14 protein-coding genes and 2 rRNA genes (1 of these 16 running past the window's edge) are annotated in these 19,251 nt (G+C 54.6%); 12 read left to right on the forward strand and 4 right to left on the reverse strand.

All coding sequences use genetic code 11. The features are described from left to right. The 12 genes from ORG26_RS11770 to typA all read left to right on the forward strand — a co-directional run. Nucleotides 1–1,378: ribosomal RNA gene (locus ORG26_RS11770) — 23S ribosomal RNA — on the forward strand (it extends 1,518 nt beyond the left edge of the window). Between the two features lie 153 nt (nucleotides 1,379–1,531). Further along, nucleotides 1,532–1,643, forward strand: a 5S ribosomal RNA gene (rrf, locus tag ORG26_RS11775). Nucleotides 1,644–1,804: 161 nt separating this feature from the next. Next, nucleotides 1,805–2,956 (forward strand): glycosyltransferase family 4 protein, encoded by a 1,152-nt coding sequence (locus ORG26_RS11780; RefSeq protein ID WP_266361944.1) that lies wholly within the window; start codon nucleotides 1,805–1,807, stop codon nucleotides 2,954–2,956. 299 nt (nucleotides 2,957–3,255) lie between these two features. After that, complete coding sequence (locus ORG26_RS11785; protein WP_266361945.1) at nucleotides 3,256–3,891, forward strand: TetR/AcrR family transcriptional regulator; 636 nt, start codon at nucleotides 3,256–3,258, stop codon at nucleotides 3,889–3,891. Next, nucleotides 3,866–5,245, forward strand: coding sequence for a TolC family protein (locus ORG26_RS11790; protein ID WP_266361947.1), 1,380 nt, complete (start codon nucleotides 3,866–3,868; stop codon nucleotides 5,243–5,245). Before ORG26_RS11785 ends, ORG26_RS11790 begins: the two co-directional genes overlap by 26 nt. A 39-nt stretch (nucleotides 5,246–5,284) precedes the next feature. Further along, the gene (locus ORG26_RS11795; protein WP_266361949.1) at nucleotides 5,285–6,415 is read left to right on the forward strand and encodes an efflux RND transporter periplasmic adaptor subunit; all 1,131 of its coding nucleotides are present in this window, start codon (nucleotides 5,285–5,287) and stop codon (nucleotides 6,413–6,415) included. Nucleotides 6,416–6,499: 84 nt separating this feature from the next. After that, complete coding sequence (locus ORG26_RS11800) at nucleotides 6,500–9,949, forward strand: efflux RND transporter permease subunit (protein ID WP_266361951.1); 3,450 nt, start codon at nucleotides 6,500–6,502, stop codon at nucleotides 9,947–9,949. A gap of 128 nt (nucleotides 9,950–10,077) precedes the next feature. Further along, nucleotides 10,078–11,358: a metallophosphoesterase gene (locus tag ORG26_RS11805; RefSeq protein ID WP_266361953.1), complete on the forward strand. Its 1,281-nt coding sequence runs from the start codon at nucleotides 10,078–10,080 to the stop codon at nucleotides 11,356–11,358. A 27-nt stretch (nucleotides 11,359–11,385) separates the two neighbouring features. Next, nucleotides 11,386–12,258 (forward strand): dienelactone hydrolase family protein, encoded by an 873-nt coding sequence (locus tag ORG26_RS11810; protein ID WP_266361955.1) that lies wholly within the window; start codon nucleotides 11,386–11,388, stop codon nucleotides 12,256–12,258. Nucleotides 12,259–12,445: 187 nt separating this feature from the next. Next, a complete protein-coding gene (locus ORG26_RS11815) occupies nucleotides 12,446–12,718 on the forward strand; it encodes a hypothetical protein (RefSeq protein ID WP_266361957.1) in 273 nt (90 codons plus the stop codon). Between the two features lie 150 nt (nucleotides 12,719–12,868). Further along, on the forward strand, nucleotides 12,869–13,078 hold the full coding sequence (locus ORG26_RS11820) for a hypothetical protein (protein ID WP_266361959.1): 210 nt from the start codon (nucleotides 12,869–12,871) through the stop codon (nucleotides 13,076–13,078). A gap of 256 nt (nucleotides 13,079–13,334) precedes the next feature. Next, nucleotides 13,335–15,149, forward strand: coding sequence for a translational GTPase TypA (typA, locus tag ORG26_RS11825; protein ID WP_266361961.1), 1,815 nt, complete (start codon nucleotides 13,335–13,337; stop codon nucleotides 15,147–15,149). 111 nt (nucleotides 15,150–15,260) lie between these two features. Here the strand turns inward: typA and ORG26_RS11830 are convergent, their stop codons facing one another. The 4 genes from ORG26_RS11830 to ORG26_RS11845 form a co-directional block, all read right to left on the reverse strand. Continuing rightward, nucleotides 15,261–15,899: a hypothetical protein gene (locus ORG26_RS11830; RefSeq protein ID WP_266361963.1), complete on the reverse strand. Its 639-nt coding sequence runs from the start codon at nucleotides 15,897–15,899 to the stop codon at nucleotides 15,261–15,263. A gap of 12 nt (nucleotides 15,900–15,911) precedes the next feature. After that, on the reverse strand, nucleotides 15,912–17,210 hold the full coding sequence (locus ORG26_RS11835; protein ID WP_266361965.1) for an LVIVD repeat-containing protein: 1,299 nt from the start codon (nucleotides 17,208–17,210) through the stop codon (nucleotides 15,912–15,914). Between the two features lie 215 nt (nucleotides 17,211–17,425). Then, on the reverse strand, nucleotides 17,426–17,905 hold the full coding sequence (locus ORG26_RS11840) for an META domain-containing protein (RefSeq protein WP_266361967.1): 480 nt from the start codon (nucleotides 17,903–17,905) through the stop codon (nucleotides 17,426–17,428). After that, nucleotides 17,902–19,149 (reverse strand): serpin family protein, encoded by a 1,248-nt coding sequence (locus ORG26_RS11845; protein WP_266361969.1) that lies wholly within the window; start codon nucleotides 19,147–19,149, stop codon nucleotides 17,902–17,904. Before ORG26_RS11845 ends, ORG26_RS11840 begins: the two co-directional genes overlap by 4 nt. Nucleotides 19,150–19,251 lie beyond the last annotated feature (102 nt).

Genomic DNA, 19,251 nt, shown 5'->3' on the forward strand with positions numbered 1-19,251 from the left:
GGTTCTATAGTGAAGTACGTAGAGTCAGGTGGAAGTTGAAAGTACCCAGGGCCCTTCGGGGCTGCGGGATAGCGCCGGGGATGGGCTTCCAAGAAAAGCCGCTATCGTTAATCTTTCCGGTAACCGTACCGCAAACCGACACAGGTAGTCGAGGCGAAGAGCCTCAGGTGCACGAGTGAGTCATGGTTAAGGAACTCGGCAAGATGACCCTGTAACTTCGGGAGAAGGGGGGCCTACCCAGTGATGGGAGGTTGCAGAGAAGAGGCCCAGGCGACTGTTTACCAAAAACACAGGACTTTGCGAAATCGAGAGATTCGGTATAAGGTCTGACACCTGCCCGGTGCTGGAAGGTTAAGGGGGGATGTTACCGCAAGGGAAGCATTGAACTGAAGCCCCAGTAAACGGCGGCCGTAACTATAACGGTCCTAAGGTAGCGAAATTCCTTGTCGGGTAAGTTCCGACCTGCACGAATGGTGTAACGATCTGGGCACTGTCTCAACCATGAGCTCGGTGAAATTGTAGTAGCGGTGAAGATGCCGCTTACCCGCCACGGGACGGAAAGACCCCGTGCACCTTTACTATAGCTTATCATGGACTTCGGGGCAGGGATGTGTAGGATAGGTGGGAGGCAGTGAAGCGGTGTCGCCAGGCATCGTGGAGCCAACGTTGAAATACCACCCTTGTCTGTGCTGGAGTCTAACCCTTAGGTTAAGGGGACAGTGGTTGGTGGGTAGTTTGACTGGGGTGGTCGCCTCCGAAAAGGTAACGGAGGCTTCCAAAGGTCCGCTCAGGCTGGTTGGTAACCAGCTGGGGAGTGCAATAGCAGAAGCGGGCTTGACTGTGAGGCGAACAGGCCGATCAGGTGCGAAAGCAGGGTATAGTGATCCGGTAGTTCCGCATGGGTGGGCTATCGCTCAAAGGATAAAAGGTACGCCGGGGATAACAGGCTGATCTCCCCCAAGAGCTCACATCGACGGGGAGGTTTGGCACCTCGATGTCGGCTCGTCACATCCTGGGGCTGGAGAAGGTCCCAAGGGTTCGGCTGTTCGCCGATTAAAGTGGCACGCGAGCTGGGTTCAGAACGTCGTGAGACAGTTCGGTCCCTATCTGTGGTGGGCGTGGGAAGTCTGACGGGGGCTGTCCTTAGTACGAGAGGACCGGGATGGACCCACCGCTGGTGGACCGGTTGTCGTGCCCGCGGCACGGCCGGGTAGCTACGTGGGGAACTGATAAGCGCTGAAAGCATCTAAGTGCGAAGCAGGCCCGAAGATGAGACTTCCATGAAGGGTCGTCCGAGACCAGGACGTGGATAGGCGACAGGTGCAGGGCGTGAGAGCGCTAGAGCCGAGTCGTACTAATGGCCCGAACGCGTGGCTCCATTCCTTTACAGGCCAAGAAGTGCAGTCGACAGACTCACAAGGTAGCGGTTGTAGTTTCCAGTGCGGCAGGAAACGCCAGAGACATCAGGGGAGCCATTCCCTTAACCCACCGTCGGGACGCGAGTGCCGGGTAAGTGTGGGGGAAGAGCAGGGATGGTGGCCATGGTGCGGGGGTCCACCTCTTTCCATTCCGAACAGAGCCGTTAAGCCCCGCCACGCCGATGGTACTGGAGTCGCATCCGGGAGAGTAGGTAGCCGCCACCGCTGAATCAGGGGCCACAGACAGTGTCTGTGGCCTTTTTTGTTTTACGCCCTTTCAGCTGGTGATTTTATTGTCCGGAAAACCACAATATTCTTCCTGATTGATAAATACTTGCATGCTTTTTGATTTATGACAGAAGACCCATGTCATCGTTCGAATCGGAATGCAGAAGAAAATAAAAGTTCTGGAAACAATACGCCAGGGAAAAATAGGTGGTGGCGAAAGCCACGTATTAACGCTGGTCAGCAATCTGGATAAGCGTCGGTTTGAACCTGTCGTCCTTTCGTTTACCGACGGCCCCATGGTGGAGCAGCTAACGGACATGGGCATTCGGGTACACGTGATTCCTTCCAGCCACGGGTTTGATCTTACAACCTGGACAAAAGTCAGGAAGCTTATCAGAGACGAGCAGATCGACCTGGTCCATGCGCATGGCACCCGGGCTTTGACAAATGTGTGCTATGCTTGCCGCAAAGAGAATGTTCCCCTGGTTTATACGGTACACGGCTGGTCGTTTCACGATAGCCTGTCGGCTCCGGTTTATTACGCCCGGATGATTGCCGAAGGCTGGCTGGCAGCCAAAACCCAGAAAAATATATGTGTCTCGGAAGCAAACCTGCAGTTTGGCAAAGAACACATTGCTGGATTTGAGGCCGAAGTCATTTACAATGGCATCGACCTCAATCGGTTCAACCCCAAGAGGGCGTTGACTGATATCCGGAAGGAATACGGCATTGCTTCCGACCAGCCCGTCATTGGATTTATAGCCAGGATGACGGTTCAGAAAGATCCTGTCAGCATGGTTGAGGCATTCGCCCAGGTCGCCGCCAGGCATCCACGCGCGATGCTGCTGATGATTGGGTCCGGAGAACTGCTCGACGAGGTGAAAAGCAGAATCAAGGAACTCAAACTTCATAACCGGGTCATTCTGGATGCGTTTCGACAGGATGTTCCCGAATTGCTGAATGCGATCGATATTTTTTGTCTGCCCTCGCTTTGGGAAGGCATGCCTATCGGCCTGATTGAAGCGCTGGCTATGGAAAAAGCCATTGTTGCGTCGGCGGTAGATGGCACCCGGGAATTAATCCGGAATGCCTTTAATGGACTGACCGTGAACCCGCAGGAGCCGGAGCGGCTGTCCGCCGCGATTTGCAGACTTCTGGAAGATAACGAACTTCGACACCAGCTTCAGCTCAACGCCCGGGACAGTGTCCTTACAAGCTACAACGCGGTGGTGATGGCCGAAAAAGTAGAAAGAATCTATCACCAGCTCGTTAAAAAAGTCATTCCGCAGAGCAGCTTACAGGTAAATTAAAAGCTCTTCAGGTACTCAAACACCATTCGGGAAGTCCGGACGGTATTATTTTATATTAGAATATTTATATATGCTTCGAGAATCCCTGCTGTTCCAGCCAGAATCAAATAGGGGTACTAGTCCGCAAATAAGTCGGTTCATCCCTTAAATCAGTAGCTTCATCCTTTATTTTTTGCAGAGTTAAGACCGTAGCCGCAACTTTGAACACCCGCTAAGTTCATCCGCAGTAAATTATTTTTTGGAAACTAAGAACTTTCCAAAAGTTTCCTCAGTTCACCGCTTAGGAAAAATGCAATAAAGTGGAAGTTAAGGAACGGATAATCAAAGAAACTGAAGCGTTGTTCTGGAAATATGGTGTCCGGAGCATCACGATGGATGATATTGCCCGCCAGATTGGAATTTCGAAAAAGACTATATATCAGCATTTTACGGATAAGGACGACATTGTTTTTCAAGTCATGCACTACCGAATGGAGCTTGACCGGAAAAACGCCGACTGCCAGATGGCGGAAATTGAAAATCCGATAGAGGAGATGCTCATGGTTTCCGAGATGATGCGGACGCAACTGGCTACCATGAATCCTTCCCTCATCATTGATGTCCAGCGTCATTACCCCCGTGCCTGGCAGGTCTTCACGGATTTTAAAGAGAAATTTGTGCTGGAACAGATTAGGGAGAATCTGCGGCGCGGCGTGGCACAAGGCCTGTATCTGGCCAGTGTTGATATCGAAATTATGAGCCGACTGCGCATCGAACTGGTGCAACTGGGGTTTAACGAACTCATTTTTCCGGTCAGCCGGTCGCGTACGCTGGCAGATGTCCAGATTCAGTTACTGCATCACTTCATCAGAGGAATTCTTACCGAAAAAGGCATTTCAATTTACAATCAATACTTAACCGAATATCGTAATGAACAAGCTTCTATCACCGGGTAAACTGCTGGGAGTGGTGGCGTTGTCTGTTGGGATAACTTCGTTGGCGATGGCACAGACGCCCCGGGAGTTTAGCCTTACCGAAGCAATACAATTTGCAACGCAGCAGAATATTAACGTCAAAAATTCGCAACTGGATGCGGTCAGTGCCGAAGCCCGTATCAAGGAGGTAAAGTCGGTGTCGCTGCCGCAGGTTAGCGTATCCGGGAGTCTGCTGGATAACCTGGCGATTCAGACGGCCTTTCTACCGGGCAAGTTCTTCGATCCCAACGCGCCGGACGACGCGCCGCCGATTCCGGTCCGTTTTGGGGTAACCTACGCCGGAAGCCTGCAGGGTGCCGTCAACCAGCTGCTTTTTGATGCCTCCTACCGGATCGGGTTGAAGGCGGCGGACGTGTATCGTGAACTGGCCCAGAAAAACATTACGGCCTCCAAAATCTCCGTGGCCGAGCAGGTGGCCAAAGCGTACTACGGCGTTCTGGTGAGCCAGGAACGGATGAAACTGCTGGACTACAACATCGGCCGGCTCGACACGCTGCTTCGCGAAACCCGGGCGCTGAACCAGCAGGGTTTTGTGGAAAAGATCGACATCGACCGGCTGGAAGTACAGCTGAACAACCTGCAGACCGAAAAACAGAAAGTGCAGAATCTGGTCGGCCTGAGCTACTACCTGCTGAAGTTTCAGATGGGCCTGAATGTGAACGACCCCATCTTGCTGACGGACCGCATCGCCCAGATCAACGTCGAGGAAATGGAACGGGAGATCAACAATTCAGCCACGGGCTTCGATTATGCCAACCGGATCGAGTTCGACCAGTTGCAGTCGCAGTTGAAACTGGCTGAGCTGGACATTCAGAATACCCAGAAATCGTATTTCCCGCGCTTGTCGGCATTCTTTAACTACGGTTATAACAACGGCCGGAACAAGCTGAGCGAGATGTTTACCACAAAATGGTTTGCGCTCTCGTCGGTCGGGCTGAATCTGTCCGTTCCGGTTTTCGACGGGTTTGCCCGGAAGTACCGCGGACAACAGCAGCGCATCACGTTGCAGAAAGCCCAGAACAGCGGCGACCTGTTGAAAAACTCGATTGATCTGCAGATCCGGCAGTCCCAGATTACGCTCCAGAACAACCTGCAGACCCTGCGGACCCAGCAGCGGAACCTGGATTTGGCCAACGAGATTCTGCGGGTAACGCGGATTAAATACAAAGAAGGGGTTGGTTCCAACATCGAAGTGCTGAACGCCGAAACTTCATCGCGGGAAGCCCAGACGAATTATTACGCCGCCCTGCTTGATTTCATGCTGGCAAAAGTTGATTTGGATAAGGCTACCGGCAAACTGTTCGCCGGCAACTAACCGTACGGATTACACCTGAATTTTTCAGACCTACTTACCATGAAAGCATATTACGCCCTCGGACTTACCGCAAGCCTGCTTGTCGCTTGCTCACAGGAAAAGAAATCAGACCTTGAAACCAAAAAAGCGGAACTGGCTGAACTCAAAAGCCAGCAGGCCGAACTGGCCACTCAAATCCGCCAGCTGGAAAGCGAAGTGACGAAACTGGACCCGAAAAAAGTCGAACAGGTACGCATCAAAGACGTAGCCGTTGCGCCCGTGGCCGCTACCACCTTCCGGCATTTTGTGGAACTTCAGGGGACCATTGATGCCAAGAACAACATCCAGGTAACGCCAAAATCCGGCGGGGCGATCACCGCCCTGTACGTGAAGGAAGGCGACGCCGTCAGGCCCGGTTCGGTGGTGGCCCGTCTGGACGATGCCGTTCTGCGCGACAATACCGAACAGCTCAAAACCCAGCTGGCACTCGCTACGACGGTTTACGAAAAACAGGCGAACCTCTGGAAACAACAGATCGGCACCGAAATTCAGTACCTGCAGGCCAAAACGAACAAAGAGGCCATCGAACGGCAGCTGGCAACGCTGAACACGCAGCGTTCACAGTTTACCGTTACGTCGCCCATCGGCGGGGTGGTGGATAAGGTGAACGTCAAAATCGGGGATGTGGCCATGCCCGGCATGGGAATGGTTCGGGTCGTGAACCTGTCTTCGCTGAAAGTGGTGGCCAAAGTGGCCGATACCTACGCCGGCAGCGTCCGGAGAGGCGACCCGATCATGGTGGTGTTTCCCGACATTAACAAGGAGCTCAAAACGACGATCAATTTTGTGTCGACCACCGTTGACCCGGCCAGTCGGACCTTTACCATCGAAGCGCCGCTGCCGTCGAGCAACGATCTGAAGCCGAACATGCTGGCTCAGGTCAAAATCAACGACGTATCGAAGCCGAACGCGGTGGTCATCAACCAGAACCTGATTCAGAATACGGAAACCGGAAAAATCGTTTACGTCGCCGTTAATGAAGGCGGCAAGAAAGTGGCGAAAGCCCGCACGGTGGAGACTGGCCTGAGCTACGGCGGTCAGATCGAAGTTATAGAGGGCCTGAAAGCCGGCGACCAGCTGGTCACCAAAGGCTATCAGGAACTGGTGGACGGACAACCGATTAATTTCTAACCAGTTTAGGGTTTATAGTTTATGGATTATCGTTGGAACTCCAGAACCATAAACGCTGAACCCTAAACCATAAACTGGTAATTCATGAAATTCGAACAATATAAAACCCTCGGTTTTACAAACTGGTGCGTAGAGAACCGGACGGCCATCTACATCTTCACCTTTATCATTACGATGTTTGGGCTGGTGGTGTATAACAACCTGCCGAAGGAGCAATTCCCGGACATCAAGGTGCCGCAGGTGTATGTGCAGACCATCTACGCCGGTACCGCCCCCGCGGATATTGAAAACACCATTAACAAACCGATTGAGAAACAGCTGAAGTCGATTTCGGGGGTTAAGCGGATCAAGTCGAATGCCCTGCAGGACGTGTCGGTTATTCTGATCGAGTTCAACCCGGATGTAAAATCGGAGGACGCCCTGCAGAAAGTGCGCGATGCCGTCGATAAGGCCAAACAGGACCTGCCGAAGGAAAGCGACCTGACTTCGGGTCCGACGGCCCAGAGCGTCGAGTTCTCGGAGTTTCCGATCATGAACGTCAACATGGCCGGCAACTTCTCCCTGAAGCAGCTCAAGGAATACGCGGAGGACCTGCAGGATGCCATCGAGGCCATGCCGGAAATCAGCCGCGTGGACATCGTCGGCGCGCTGACCCGGGAAATCCAGATCAACGTGGACCTGCCCCGCATGCAGTCGGCCGGCCTGACCTTCAGCGACATCATGATGGCCGTTCAGGGCGAAAACGTCAACGCCTCGGGCGGCGAACTTCCGGTGGACGGTGTCCGGCGGACGCTGCGCGTGAAAGGCGAATTCACGGATGTTTCGCAGATGCAAAACCTGATGATTCGCACCGCAACCGGGGCCACTGTCCGGCTCGGCGACGTGGCGGAAGTGGTGGACAGCTTCGAGGAACAGCAGGATTTTGCCCGTCTGAACAACAAATCGGTCGTTACGCTGAACGTCATCAAACGGGCCGGCGCCAACCTGATTTCGGCTTCGGATAACATCGAAAAGACGATTGAAGAATACAAACTGGACCGTTTTCCGCAGGGTCTGGAAGTGAAAGTCACGGCCGACCAGTCGGAGCGGACCCGCGCCGAGCTGCATGACCTGCTCAACACCGTGGTACTGGGCTTTATCTTCGTCGTACTGATTCTGATGTTCTTCATGGGCGTGCGCGACGCCATCTTCGTGGGTCTGTCGGTGCCGCTGTCGGCGCTGGTGGCCTTCGTTTGTATGCCGATTGTCGGTCCGGTGGTTGGTACCAACTTCACGCTGAACACCATCGTGCTGTTTGCCTTCCTGCTCGGTCTGGGTATTGTGGTGGACGACGCGATTGTGGTTATCGAAAATACGCACCGACTCTTCAACCAGCATAAAGACTGGGACATCAAGAAGTCGGTGAAGGCTGCTGCCGGAGAGGTGTTCATCCCGGTACTGTCGGGGACGCTGACAACCATTGCACCATTCTTTCCGCTGCTGTTCTGGCCGGGTATCGTCGGGGAGTTTATGAAATTCCTGCCGCTGACGCTGATTCTGACCCTGTTTGCCTCGCTGTTTGTCGCCTACGTGATGAACCCGGTTTTTGCCGTAACCTTCATGAAACGGCACGACGAGGAGCACAACGAGGCTGCGGATACCAGCTTCAGAGCCATCCAGCGGCCGATCATCATCATGGCGGCGCTGGCGGGGGTAGGCTATATCATCGACCGGGGCATTGGCAACCTGTTCGTGTTTTTCATCTTCCTGTACACCTTCAACCACTACGTACTGACGCCGCGGCTGATTATTCCTTTCCAGGAAAGGTTGCTGCCGAAGCTGAAAGACGGGTACCGGAAGCTGATTTCGTGGATTCTGCACGGCTGGCGGCCGGTAGGGGCGATTGTGTCCATGTTCGGACTGCTGATCGTGACGTTTGTGCTGATGGGTATCGTACAGCCGAAAGTGATCTTCTTCCCGAGTGGCGAGCCGGACTACGTCTACGTGTATAATGTGATGCCCGTCGGAACGGACGCCAACGTGACGGACTCGATCACCAAGGTAATCGAAAAGCGGGTGTTCGCCGTCCTGGAACAGAACAAGGCGATGGACATGGTCAACTCGGTTATCTCGAACGTCGGGAAGAATGCCGGTGACCCGTTCAACCCCGACCGTTCGGCTACGCCGCATAAGTCCAAAGTGACGGTGGCCTTTGTGAAAAATGAAGAACGCGGAGGTCGCTCAACGGAGGAACTGCTCAATAAGGTACGGGCGTCGCTGACGGGCATTCCGGGCACCGAAATTTCCGTAGAACGCGAACGCAACGGGCCGCCGACGGGTAAGCCGATTACCATCGAAATTGCCGGCGACGATTTCAATACGCTGATGAATCTGGAAAAAAGCCTGCGGGCCCGGATTTCGGCGGCAGGCATCGAAGGAATCGACCAGCTGAAATCGGATCTGGTCACCAATAAACCGGAGATCATCGTCAACGTAAACCGGGACAAAGCCCAGCGCGAAGGCATTTCGTCCGGGCAGGTGGCGCAATCCGTCCGGACCGCCCTCTTTGGTCTGGAGATTTCGCGCTTCCGCGACGCCAAGGACGAATACCCGATCATGGTGCGTCTGAAAAAAGACGACCGGAATCAGATTGAGCGGCTGCTGAGCATGAACATTGTTTACCGGGATATGAACCTCGGAGGCGTACTCCGTCAGGTTCCGCTGACGGCGGTAGCCGATGTGAACTACTCGACGACCTTCAGCCAGATCAACCGGAAAAACCAGGAGCGGCTGATTACCCTGAGCTCGGATATTGTGCCGGGTTTCAACGCCAACCAGATCGTCGCGCAGATTCAGCAGGAAGTGAACCAGATGGAAGTTCCGAACGGCTACAGCGTGAAAATGGGTGGTGAGCAGGAAGACCAGCAGGAATCCATGAGCTTCCTGGGTGGTGCCTTTGGGATGGCGCTGCTGCTGATCTACCTCATTCTGGCCACGCAGTTCAACTCGGTCGTGAAGCCGATCATCATCTTCGTGACCATCATTCTGTCCCTCGTAGGCGTACTGTTGGGCTTCATGGCCTTCGGAAAAGCCTTCTCGGTCATTATGTCCGGCGTCGGGATCATCGCCCTGGCGGGGATTGTGGTGAAAAACGGGATTCTGCTCATCGAGTTCATCGACGAGCTGCGCGGGCGGGGCATGCCGCTGCGGGAAGCCATCATTGAAGGCGGTGCCATTCGTCTGACGCCCGTATTGCTGACGGCCTCGGCCGCCGTGCTGGGCCTGGTGCCGCTGGCGACCGGTCTGACCATCGACTTCGTAGGCTTGTTCCGCGATTTCGATCCGCACGTCGTCATCGGCGGGGATAGTGCCGTATTCTGGAACATCCTGGCCTGGACGATCATCTTCGGTCTGACCTTCTCGACCGTGCTGACGCTGGTCATCGTGCCCTGTATGTACTGGGTCAACGAGCGTATCCGGATGAAATTCTTCGGCAAAAAAGACCCGGCGCTGGAGCCGAAAGCCCAGCCGGAGCCGGAGTTTATCAACGAATAACCGCCGCGTCGTTAAAAACAAATGCCATATCTAACGGATATGGCATTTGTTTTTAACGACGTGAATTAATGACGGGCGGTATAACCTATCTACACCCGGCTTCGTTAAATCTTCACAAGTTTATTACTATGAACCGACTGATTGTCATTGTCTTTGTATCCGCCGTGATGCTTCTGATCGACTGGTACGTCTTTCAGGCCGTCAAAAATGTAACGGACGATTCTGCGCTCACAACCCGCCGCACGGCCACGCTGGTTTACTGGGGCTTTACGGCATTTTTGCTGCTGGTCTACTGGGTGGTGCAGTTTAGTCCGCCCGATGCGTTCGGGCGCGTCACCCGCAATTTTCTTTACAGCCTCATCGCCATTCCGTACCTGTGCAAGATTCTGCCGGTAATTTTCCTGCTGATTGACGACATCGGCCGCCTGGGCCGCTGGCTTGTTTCGCTGGTCAACCGGCCCGATATCCGTTCGGCCGTAGACGATACCCGGCAGGCGACCATTCCGCAGACGGACGTTATTTCGCGCTCCGAATTCCTGTCGAAAGCCGCCCTCGTAGCCGGGGCCGTTCCGCTGGCGGGCTTTACCTGGGGCATCGTGTCCGGCGCGCACGACTACCGCGTCCGGCGCGTCCGGCTGCCGCTGAAAAACCTGCCGTCGGGTTTCCACGGATTCCGGTTTGCCCAGCTATCGGACATTCATTCGGGCAGCTTCTTCAACAAAACAGCCGTAAAAGGAGGGGTGGAAATGCTGCTGCGCGAAAAGCCCGACATGGTCTTTTTTACGGGCGATCTGGTCAACAATACGGCCGATGAGGTAAAGGACTACATCGACATTTTCGGCAAAGTGAAAGCCCCGATGGGCGTTTTCTCGACGCTCGGCAACCACGACTACGGCGATTACGTGGCCTGGCAAAGCCTGGATGCCAAGCGGGCCAACCTCCAGAAACTGATGGACGCCCACCGCCACATGGGCTGGAACCTGATGATGGACGAAAACCGCATCCTGACCGAAGGAGGCGACAAACTGGCCCTGATCGGCATTCAGAACTGGGGCGCGGGCGAACGCTGGCCGAAGTACGGCAATCTGGCCAAAGCCTATGCCGGAACGGAAGACTACCCCGTCAAACTGCTGCTTTCCCACGACCCCAGCCACTGGGACGGGCAGGTCCGCAGACAGTTTCCGGATATCGACCTGATGCTGGCGGGCCACACCCACGGCATGCAGTTCGGCGTGGAAATCGGTGATTTCAAATGGAGTCCGTCCAAGTACGTCTACAAACAGTGGGCGGGACTGTACACCGAAGGCGATCAGCATCTGTACGTAAATAGAGGGTACGGGTATCTGGGCTATCCCGGCCGTGTGGGAATTTTACCGGAAATTACGATTATTGAACTTGTAAAAGCCTGATGAAACTTCAACCCCTTCTCTAATCCTATGAAAACCATTTTTCTCTCGTTTGCCGCCCTGTTTTTTTCGGTATTCGGGACCCGAAAGGCGGACGAAACGGCTGCTTCCAACACTCCGGACGGCGTACCGCTTTGCCATAGTGTTCCCAATGACATGGCTCGTTTTGCCTCGAACCCGGCGTTTATGGCGGCTCATGCCAATCCGGCCTCTTTCCGGTACGTCAGCGCCGCCGGTGAGATGATCAAATTCAAAACGCCGGACGGAAAAGAAGCCAACGGCTTTTTCCTGAAAGCAAAGCAGCCCTCCGACAAGTGGCTGTTTGTGTACCAGGAATGGTGGGGCCTGAACGACAACATCAAGCAGCAGGCCGAGAAGTACTACAATGACCTGACAAATGTGAACGTGCTGGCCGTGGACATGTACGACGGAAAAGTAACCGCCGACCGCCAGGAGGCCGCCAAACTCATGCAGGGCGTAAGCCGGGATCGTCTGGGGTCCATCATGCAGGGTGCCATTAACTACGCGGGCAACAAGGCAAAGATCGCCAGTGTGGGCTGGTGTTTCGGGGGGGCCATGTCTTTGCAGTCGGCGCTGCTGGAAGGCGACCGGGCCGTGGGCTGCGTGATGTATTATGGCTCCCCGGAGCAGGACGTCAACAAACTGAAAACGCTGAAAACCGATGTGCTGGGCCTGTTTGCTTCCAAAGACGGCTTTATCAATCCGCAGGTCGTCAAACAGTTTCAGGACAACATGGACAAGGCCGGGAAAAAAGTAGAAGTGAAAATGTACGAGGCCGACCACGGTTTTGCCAATCCGAGCAATCCCATTTTCGACAAGCAGGCCACCGCGGACGCCTACCAGCGTTCGTTAACGTACCTGAAGGACCGATTGAAAGCCTGATGTATTCACGGGCTTTAGCCCGTGATCATGTACCCACGACTTTAGTCCGTGATTGTACGCTTGGTTTCAAGTCGATCTCGTCACGGGCTAAAGCCCGTGGATACATCACGCAGCGGCAAACCGAATAAACCTTCGTAAATTTTTGTTGTCTAAGGAGAACACAGTCAACCCTTTGGCGCAAAATGCTATGAAAACGGGAAAATTGCTTTCTATCGTGACCGGTGTGCTGCTGGCGCTTTCGCTGGCAAGCTGTGGTCCGACCTACGTAGGTGTCCGGCCCGATTACGGCCCCGGATATCGGTATTACGGAGCCCGGCCGTACGCCTACCGTCCGCCGGTGATCGTGACGCCTCCGCCGCGTTATTACGCTCCTCGCGCGTATCGGTATTATAAACCCAGTCCGCGTTATTACGGAAACCGGGGGTACCGGACGCCGTATCGGGGCTACCGCAGACGGTAAGGAGTCCATATAAAAACCGGCTTATTTCGAAAGCCGGTTTTTATATGTCCGGCCGGAAAAAAGCCCTGTCGGAAGGTCAGGTGATAAAAACTTTTTATCCGGTGTGACGAACAGCGCCTTCTTTACGTTACACGGATAAGTCTGACAACCATGAAGAAGCTACTGATTCTGAGCATGACCTTTGGGATGCTGCTGCCGGTTGAGTCGTCGGCAGAGGCACTCACCTCATCTGCGGCCCCCTCCGAAGTAAAAGAGGCTAAAATCGTAAAGCGCAAACGTAAAGCCCGCGGCTACCGGAAGAAAAAAGGATTTATGTGGGGCCTGTTTCGCAAAAACGACTGCGGCTGTCCGAAGCATTGAACACCAACCTCCTGACTGACAAGCCGGTTCAGACCGGCTTTTGCGTTAAATGTGGGTTAATAAATTGTAAATTTCTGTTATTCAGGCCAAAATTTCGTAATTTTGCGGGCCAATTAATGTCTTGAACTGGGATTTACGGTGATTTTATGATTACCCGGATTCTTCGAAGATTAAAGATTTGACAAAGAGCTTACAAGCTTGGACACTTTAATCAGCAGAATCGATCAAATCAAGTGAATCAGAGTTCTGAATCTGTATGCAATCTATTCGCAATATCGCAATTATCGCCCACGTTGACCACGGTAAAACGACGCTGGTTGACAAGATTATCCACGCCTCGAAGATCTTTCGGGAAAACCAGGAATTTGGGGATTTGATCCTCGACAACAACGACCTGGAGCGGGAGCGGGGCATTACGATTGTCTCCAAGAACGTTTCCGTCCGTTACAAAGACGTGAAAATCAACATCATCGACACCCCGGGTCACTCCGATTTCGGAGGTGAGGTAGAGCGCGTCCTGAAGATGGCCGATGGCGTTTGCCTGCTCGTCGATGCCTTCGAAGGTCCGATGCCCCAGACGCGCTTCGTTCTGAGCAAAGCCCTGCAACTGGGCCTGAAGCCGGTCGTGATCGTCAACAAAGTCGATAAGGAAAACTGCCGCCCGGAAGAAGTTCAGGAGCAGGTATTCGACCTGATGTTCAACCTCGGGGCTACCGAAGACCAGCTTGATTTCGTGACCGTTTACGGTTCGTCGAAGCAGGGCTGGATGGGCCCGGACTGGAAAACCCCGACCGACAACATCACCTTCCTGCTGGATACGATCGTGGAAGTTATTCCGCCGGCACCGAGCAACGAAGGAACGCCGCAGATGCAGATTACCTCCCTCGACTACTCCGCTTTCGTGGGCCGGATCGCCATCGGACGCGTACACCGGGGAACGCTGCGCGAAGGCTCGAACGTAGCCCTCATCAAAGCGGACGGCTCCATCAAGAAGTCGCGCATCAAAGAACTGCACGTGTTTGAAGGTCTGGGCAAGCAGAAAGTATCGGAGGTGAGCTCCGGTGAGATCTGCGCCGTGACCGGTCTGGAAGACTTCGAAATCGGGGATACCATCGCCGACGTGGAGAATCCGGAAGCCCTGCCGCGTATTTCGGTAGACGAGCCGACGATGAACATGCTGTTCACGATCAACAACTCGCCTTTCTTCGGAAAGGAAGGAAAGTTTGTGACGTCCCGCCACCTGCGCGACCGTCTGTTCAAGGAAACCGAAAAGAACCTGGCACTGCGCGTAGAAACGACTGACAGCGAAGACCGCTTCCTGGTGTATGGCCGGGGTATTCTTCACCTGTCTGTCCTGATCGAAACGATGCGTCGCGAAGGCTACGAATTGCAGGTAGGCCAGCCGCAGGTGCTGTACAAGCAGGACGAGAACGGCAACCGCATGGAGCCGATCGAAACGCTGGTCGTTGACGTTCCGGAAGAAACCGCCGGTAAGGTTATCGAACTGGCTACGCAGCGCAAAGGCGAACTGCTGATCATGGAACCGAAAGGCGATCTTCAGCACCTGGAGTTCGAGATTCCGTCACGCGGCCTGATCGGTCTGCGCTCGAACGTACTGACCGCTACCTTCGGGGAAGCCGTAATGAGTCACCGTTTCAAGGATTACCAGGCATACAAAGGCCCCATCGCCGAGCGGATCAACGGTTCGCTGATTTCGATGAACACGGGTCCCACCACGGCCTACTCGATTGATAAGCTTCAGGACCGCGGCGTCTTCTTTGTAGAGCCGGGCGAAGAGGTGTACATGGGTCAGGTAATCGGTGAGCACAACCGCCAGAACGACATCGTGGTCAACGCCATGACGGCCAAAAAACTGACCAACATGCGGGCTTCCGGCTCGGATGATAACGTCCGGATTGCGCCGAAAGTGACGTTCTCGCTGGAAGAAGCCATGGAATACATCCAGAAAGACGAATACCTGGAAGTAACGCCGAAGTCGATCCGGATGCGTAAGATTTTCCTCGACGAAAACGAGCGCAAGCGGAACGAGAACAAGCTGGCGATGGCGTAAGCAGGAATAGACAAAAGAGAAAAGAGACAAAAGACTTTTGGTCGTGTGAAGCTTCTTCCCGACTTAAGTCCTTTGTCTCTTTTCTCTTTTGTCTTTTCTCTCTTGTCTATCTCAAAAACTAATTCCCGCCCGCAGTGCTACGCGGTTGTACACCCGGGTTTCGTACTTGTAGAGTTCGTTCCCGCCGAGGGGCTTTTCGGCTTCGGCTTCCTGCCGTTTGTAGCTCAGCGATAAGATAAAGTTTGTGCTCTGCGGCTTGCCGATGCGGAAGCCCACACCCGGCGAAATCATCCAGCCTCCCTTCGTTTTGTAGCCCGTCGGGTCTTCGTTGAACCAGGTAAAGCCGTAACCCGTGTCCAGACTGGAGAAGATCCGTAAGTTCCGGCTTGGCTTGCCCAGGTCGTAGCGGACCCCCGCCCCAATGGGCATCAGCAGAGCCGAATTATACCAGTCCACTCCAACCACGCCACCCACGGCCAGTCTGGGGCGCAGCTGCACGCCGTTGAACGTCTGCCCGGTAATATTTTGCCGCTTCTGAACACCTTCATTAACGCCGCTTACGAATGTTACGCCGTAGCGCACCTGACCGAACAGCACACCCAGTTCGGTCATATTTGTGAAATGCGGCCGGAACGGCGTCTGCTGCCCAAACGCCGAGGTAAGCAGCAGGAGCCAGGCAAGCAGCGTGAACGGAACGGAAAGGTGCTTATGACGCAGCAGGAGCCGCAGAAAAGAATTCGTCGTTTTCATGTTGTTACGGGTTTACCAGGGACGATCGACCGGAATTTTGCTCAGTTGCCGCAGGCTTCGCGGGTTGCTGTAGTCAAACTGATAAAGCCCGTCTTTGCCGATCATCAGCAGGAGGCGGCCGCGGTCGTAGTTGCCGAGCGGAATCACGTCGTAGGCGTCCATACCCGTCAGCCGCTGAAGCTCCGTGATGTTCAGGATGCTGTTGGCGTCCAGTGATTTCAGCCCGTGGCGGCCTTCGCAGACAAACAGCGTTTTGGCGTCGATGCCCAGCCCGTGCGGATTCTGCATCGGATAGGTTTTGATCAGGCGCGGCGCGGCGGCATTGCTCACGTCCACCACATCCAGCTGGTTGCTGGCCCGGGTACAGAAATTGCCCGATCGCAGCGTCACATACGCAATGTCGTTTTCGACCACCACCGGGTCGCAGGCCATCGCGTGCTGGAACGTGCTCAGGTGCGTTGGTTTGGCCGGGTTGCTGGCGTCGTAGATGTGCATTCCCGTCGTGGAGCCGATAAACAGTTTGTCTTTATACGGAAAGATGGTTTCGATGCCCCAGCCCAGATTAACCCGGCTGCCTTTGCGCGGACTGGTCGGATTCTGAATGTCGAACAGAACCAGTTCGTTCTGCCCCACGGTATACAGGTAATTGTTGTAAAGCGTGAAGCGGGCCATCGAACCGCCGGTGCCGTTGGAGTTCTGCGAAGGAGCGGCGCTGCTCATGTTCGATAGGCCGCGCGTGTCGGCAAAGAAGGCCACGCCGCCCCACCACCAGTTGCCCGACGGCTGGCTGTTGTCGCAGTTCGTGTTGACGGTCTGGGTCACGTAGTCCACACGCTGGTCGCTGACAAGGTTCCGGGTCGAGTCGAACGACCACCAGGCCCCGTCGAATGTCCCGTTGCGGAAGACGTTCTCGGCCCGTCCGGCGGGTTTGATGCTGGCCGGATTGCTGATGTCCAGCGCCACCAGATCCATGTAGCTGTCGGCGTACAGAATGTTGTTGCGGACCGCCATGTCGCCGTTGCCCGGAATCCGCAGGAAAGTCACCATTTTCGGGTTTTCCGGATTGCGGTTGTCGATGACGTGGATGCCTTCCTTCACCTCGTTGATGAACAGATAGCCGTCTTTGTAATAGATCTTGCCGGGGTTGACCAGCGTGCGGGCTTCTTCCTGAGCGATGCTTTGCCGAAGCTGCGCGGCGGTAAAGGTTTGCGGCGTAAACTGCCGGAACACGCGCGTTTCGCGGCATTTATCCGTGCAGCCCCAGGAGGCCAGCAGGGCTGCAACAAAGAGGAGTAAAAGGTTGGATTTCATAACAGCCTGGTTTAGTGACGCGGTTATGACCCCGGTTAAGAAAGGAAGGTTGGAATGGCCGGATTAAAATACGATAACTTATTAATAAAAAACCCGGCAGCAGGAGCCGCCGGGTTTTCGCGTTTTTGCACAATGAATCAGAGGTAATGAACGGTAAGTTTTTGCTGACCGGACTGGGTGTGGACAGCCCGGCCAATGGTGTATTCAGGTTGTCGCTACTTTGTTTTCTCGTAAATCAGTACGCCGGACTTGCTGCCGTTGTACAACAGCCGCAGACGGTTTCGGGAGGTCAGCTCGTACCGGCTGACGGCCTTCAGGTTGTTGAAGTACTCCGTCTCAAACTGCATGGCTTCGGGCGGACCGGCCATTTTGGTGGCACCGATGACCCCAACGCTGACGCCGTTGCCCGGGTTGGTTCCTTCCTGGGCGGATGACCCGAAAGAAGCCAGCGCAAAGTACTGGTTGACCGATGACCGTCCGGACACTTTGAAGGGCGTAACGCCAGCGATAGTCTGCGCCGCCGGGTCTACTTCCAGTTTGAGCGTCACCTCATACGCCGAGGCCGGCTCCACCAGTTTCCACTCGCCGCTTAGTTTGGTCGGGTCGGCCGGAACCACGCTTTCCTCGTTTCGTTCGCAGTTCGAGAGCGACATCAGGACCGCAGCAACCAGCGTCATCAGAAATGCACGTATCATTTTGATTCCGGATTAACGATTTTACCCATAAACAGGACCGCACCCGTCTGCTGTTCCGTAATCAGCACCACAAACGGCCGGTCGCAGATGATCGGAGCCGGGCCGACGGACGTCAGTTCGACGCCGATTGTTGTAACGGCCGCCGCTTCCGTACCTTTTTCATCCACGGCGACAAACGTATTCTGCTTTACGAAGCTGACCGCCAGGCCGTTGCTTTTGCTGATTTTTGAAAAGTCCGCAAACTGGCTGAACGCCGTAGGCATGCCCATTGCCTTTAGTTCGTCGTTCAGATTCTTCTCGTATTCCAGCGTAAACTTCGGCAGGCCGACCATCGTCTTGCCTTCGGTCATGCTCTGCTGCAGCTGCGCCCATTCGGTGGCGTTCAGCGATTGAACGAGGGCATCGGCCGACGAATTGGTAGCGGGCAGCAGAACCGTCATGCGGTACGTGCCGTCTCCGTAGGGCAGTTCAACGGCCGAATAATTCTGGCGGTAAGCGCGGCGCAGGTTGGTGTTCAGATTCATCATCTTCACCGTCTTCTGCTGGTCACCGGTGATCTGGAACGGAGCGTCGTAGGTCGCTTTCGGGTCGAACGGGATTTTCCAGTCGCCTTTGAAATACAGGGCGTTCAGCAGGAACATTACCTGATCACGCGTGATTTCGGTCAGCACTGTGGGAATCTTGCCGTTGGTATTGTCGCTGGCCCACCGGTTGATTTTGGCGAGTGCGGCGGCCTGATTCGAGAAGTCTTCCGCCGCTACCTGCGCCGAGAAGTAATTGCGGCTCAGGTTCAGGAAGTCCGGCTCCACCGAAAAGTCGTTCCGGTAGAAAATGGCGTTGGCAAGCTTGGTCGTCACCTTGGGGTCGGCTTTGGGCAGACCTTCCAGCAGCTGTTTGTACACTTCGTTGGCATCCTGGGCCGACACCTCGTCGAGTTTCAGCGTTTTCCGCATTTCCTCGGCGGTTTTGCCGTTGGCTCCGTTCAGCAGCATGCCGAGCGCCATGTGCAGGCTCAGCGGCGAGATGAAGATATTCTTATCCTTCTTTTCCAGCTGATTGACGTTTTTCAGAAAATCAAAGGAAAAGTCGTTGGTCTTAACGGCGAATTGCCGCGCTCCGGCCGAGGGCGTAAACGTTCCTCCAGCGGGCGCAGGTGTGTTGTCCCGCTGGCAGCTATTGGTTATCATCACCAGAGCCAGAGTCGGAATGGCGAGGGTTCTGGCAAAAAATGAGATCTTTTTCATGGGTGGTAATGCAATTTATTTGTTTACTGTGCCCAAAAGACCCGGCACAGCAGGGAGGGGTTGGAAGAGAAGAGAAAATTTTTGATTGAAGCGCAAAGAAGC

Source organism: Tellurirhabdus rosea (genome assembly GCF_026278345.1).
GTDB lineage: Bacteria > Bacteroidota > Bacteroidia > Cytophagales > Spirosomataceae > Tellurirhabdus > Tellurirhabdus rosea.

Excerpts from the sequence above, each read along its gene's own strand:
- ORG26_RS11780 (WP_266361944.1), top strand. The coding sequence starts at position 1,805 with ATGCAGAAGAAAATAAAAGTTCTGGAAACAATACGCCAGGGAAAAATA.
- ORG26_RS11790 (WP_266361947.1), top strand. The coding sequence starts at position 3,866 with ATGAACAAGCTTCTATCACCGGGTAAACTGCTGGGAGTGGTGGCGTTG.
- ORG26_RS11795 (WP_266361949.1), top strand. The coding sequence starts at position 5,285 with ATGAAAGCATATTACGCCCTCGGACTTACCGCAAGCCTGCTTGTCGCT.
- ORG26_RS11800 (WP_266361951.1), top strand. The coding sequence starts at position 6,500 with ATGAAATTCGAACAATATAAAACCCTCGGTTTTACAAACTGGTGCGTA.
- ORG26_RS11805 (WP_266361953.1), top strand. The coding sequence starts at position 10,078 with ATGAACCGACTGATTGTCATTGTCTTTGTATCCGCCGTGATGCTTCTG.
- ORG26_RS11810 (WP_266361955.1), top strand. The coding sequence starts at position 11,386 with ATGAAAACCATTTTTCTCTCGTTTGCCGCCCTGTTTTTTTCGGTATTC.
- ORG26_RS11815 (WP_266361957.1), top strand. The coding sequence starts at position 12,446 with ATGAAAACGGGAAAATTGCTTTCTATCGTGACCGGTGTGCTGCTGGCG.
- ORG26_RS11820 (WP_266361959.1), top strand. The coding sequence starts at position 12,869 with ATGAAGAAGCTACTGATTCTGAGCATGACCTTTGGGATGCTGCTGCCG.
- typA (WP_266361961.1), top strand. The coding sequence starts at position 13,335 with ATGCAATCTATTCGCAATATCGCAATTATCGCCCACGTTGACCACGGT.
- ORG26_RS11830 (WP_266361963.1), bottom strand. The coding sequence starts at position 15,899 with ATGAAAACGACGAATTCTTTTCTGCGGCTCCTGCTGCGTCATAAGCAC.
- ORG26_RS11835 (WP_266361965.1), bottom strand. The coding sequence starts at position 17,210 with ATGAAATCCAACCTTTTACTCCTCTTTGTTGCAGCCCTGCTGGCCTCC.
- ORG26_RS11840 (WP_266361967.1), bottom strand. The coding sequence starts at position 17,905 with ATGATACGTGCATTTCTGATGACGCTGGTTGCTGCGGTCCTGATGTCG.
- ORG26_RS11845 (WP_266361969.1), bottom strand. The coding sequence starts at position 19,149 with ATGAAAAAGATCTCATTTTTTGCCAGAACCCTCGCCATTCCGACTCTG.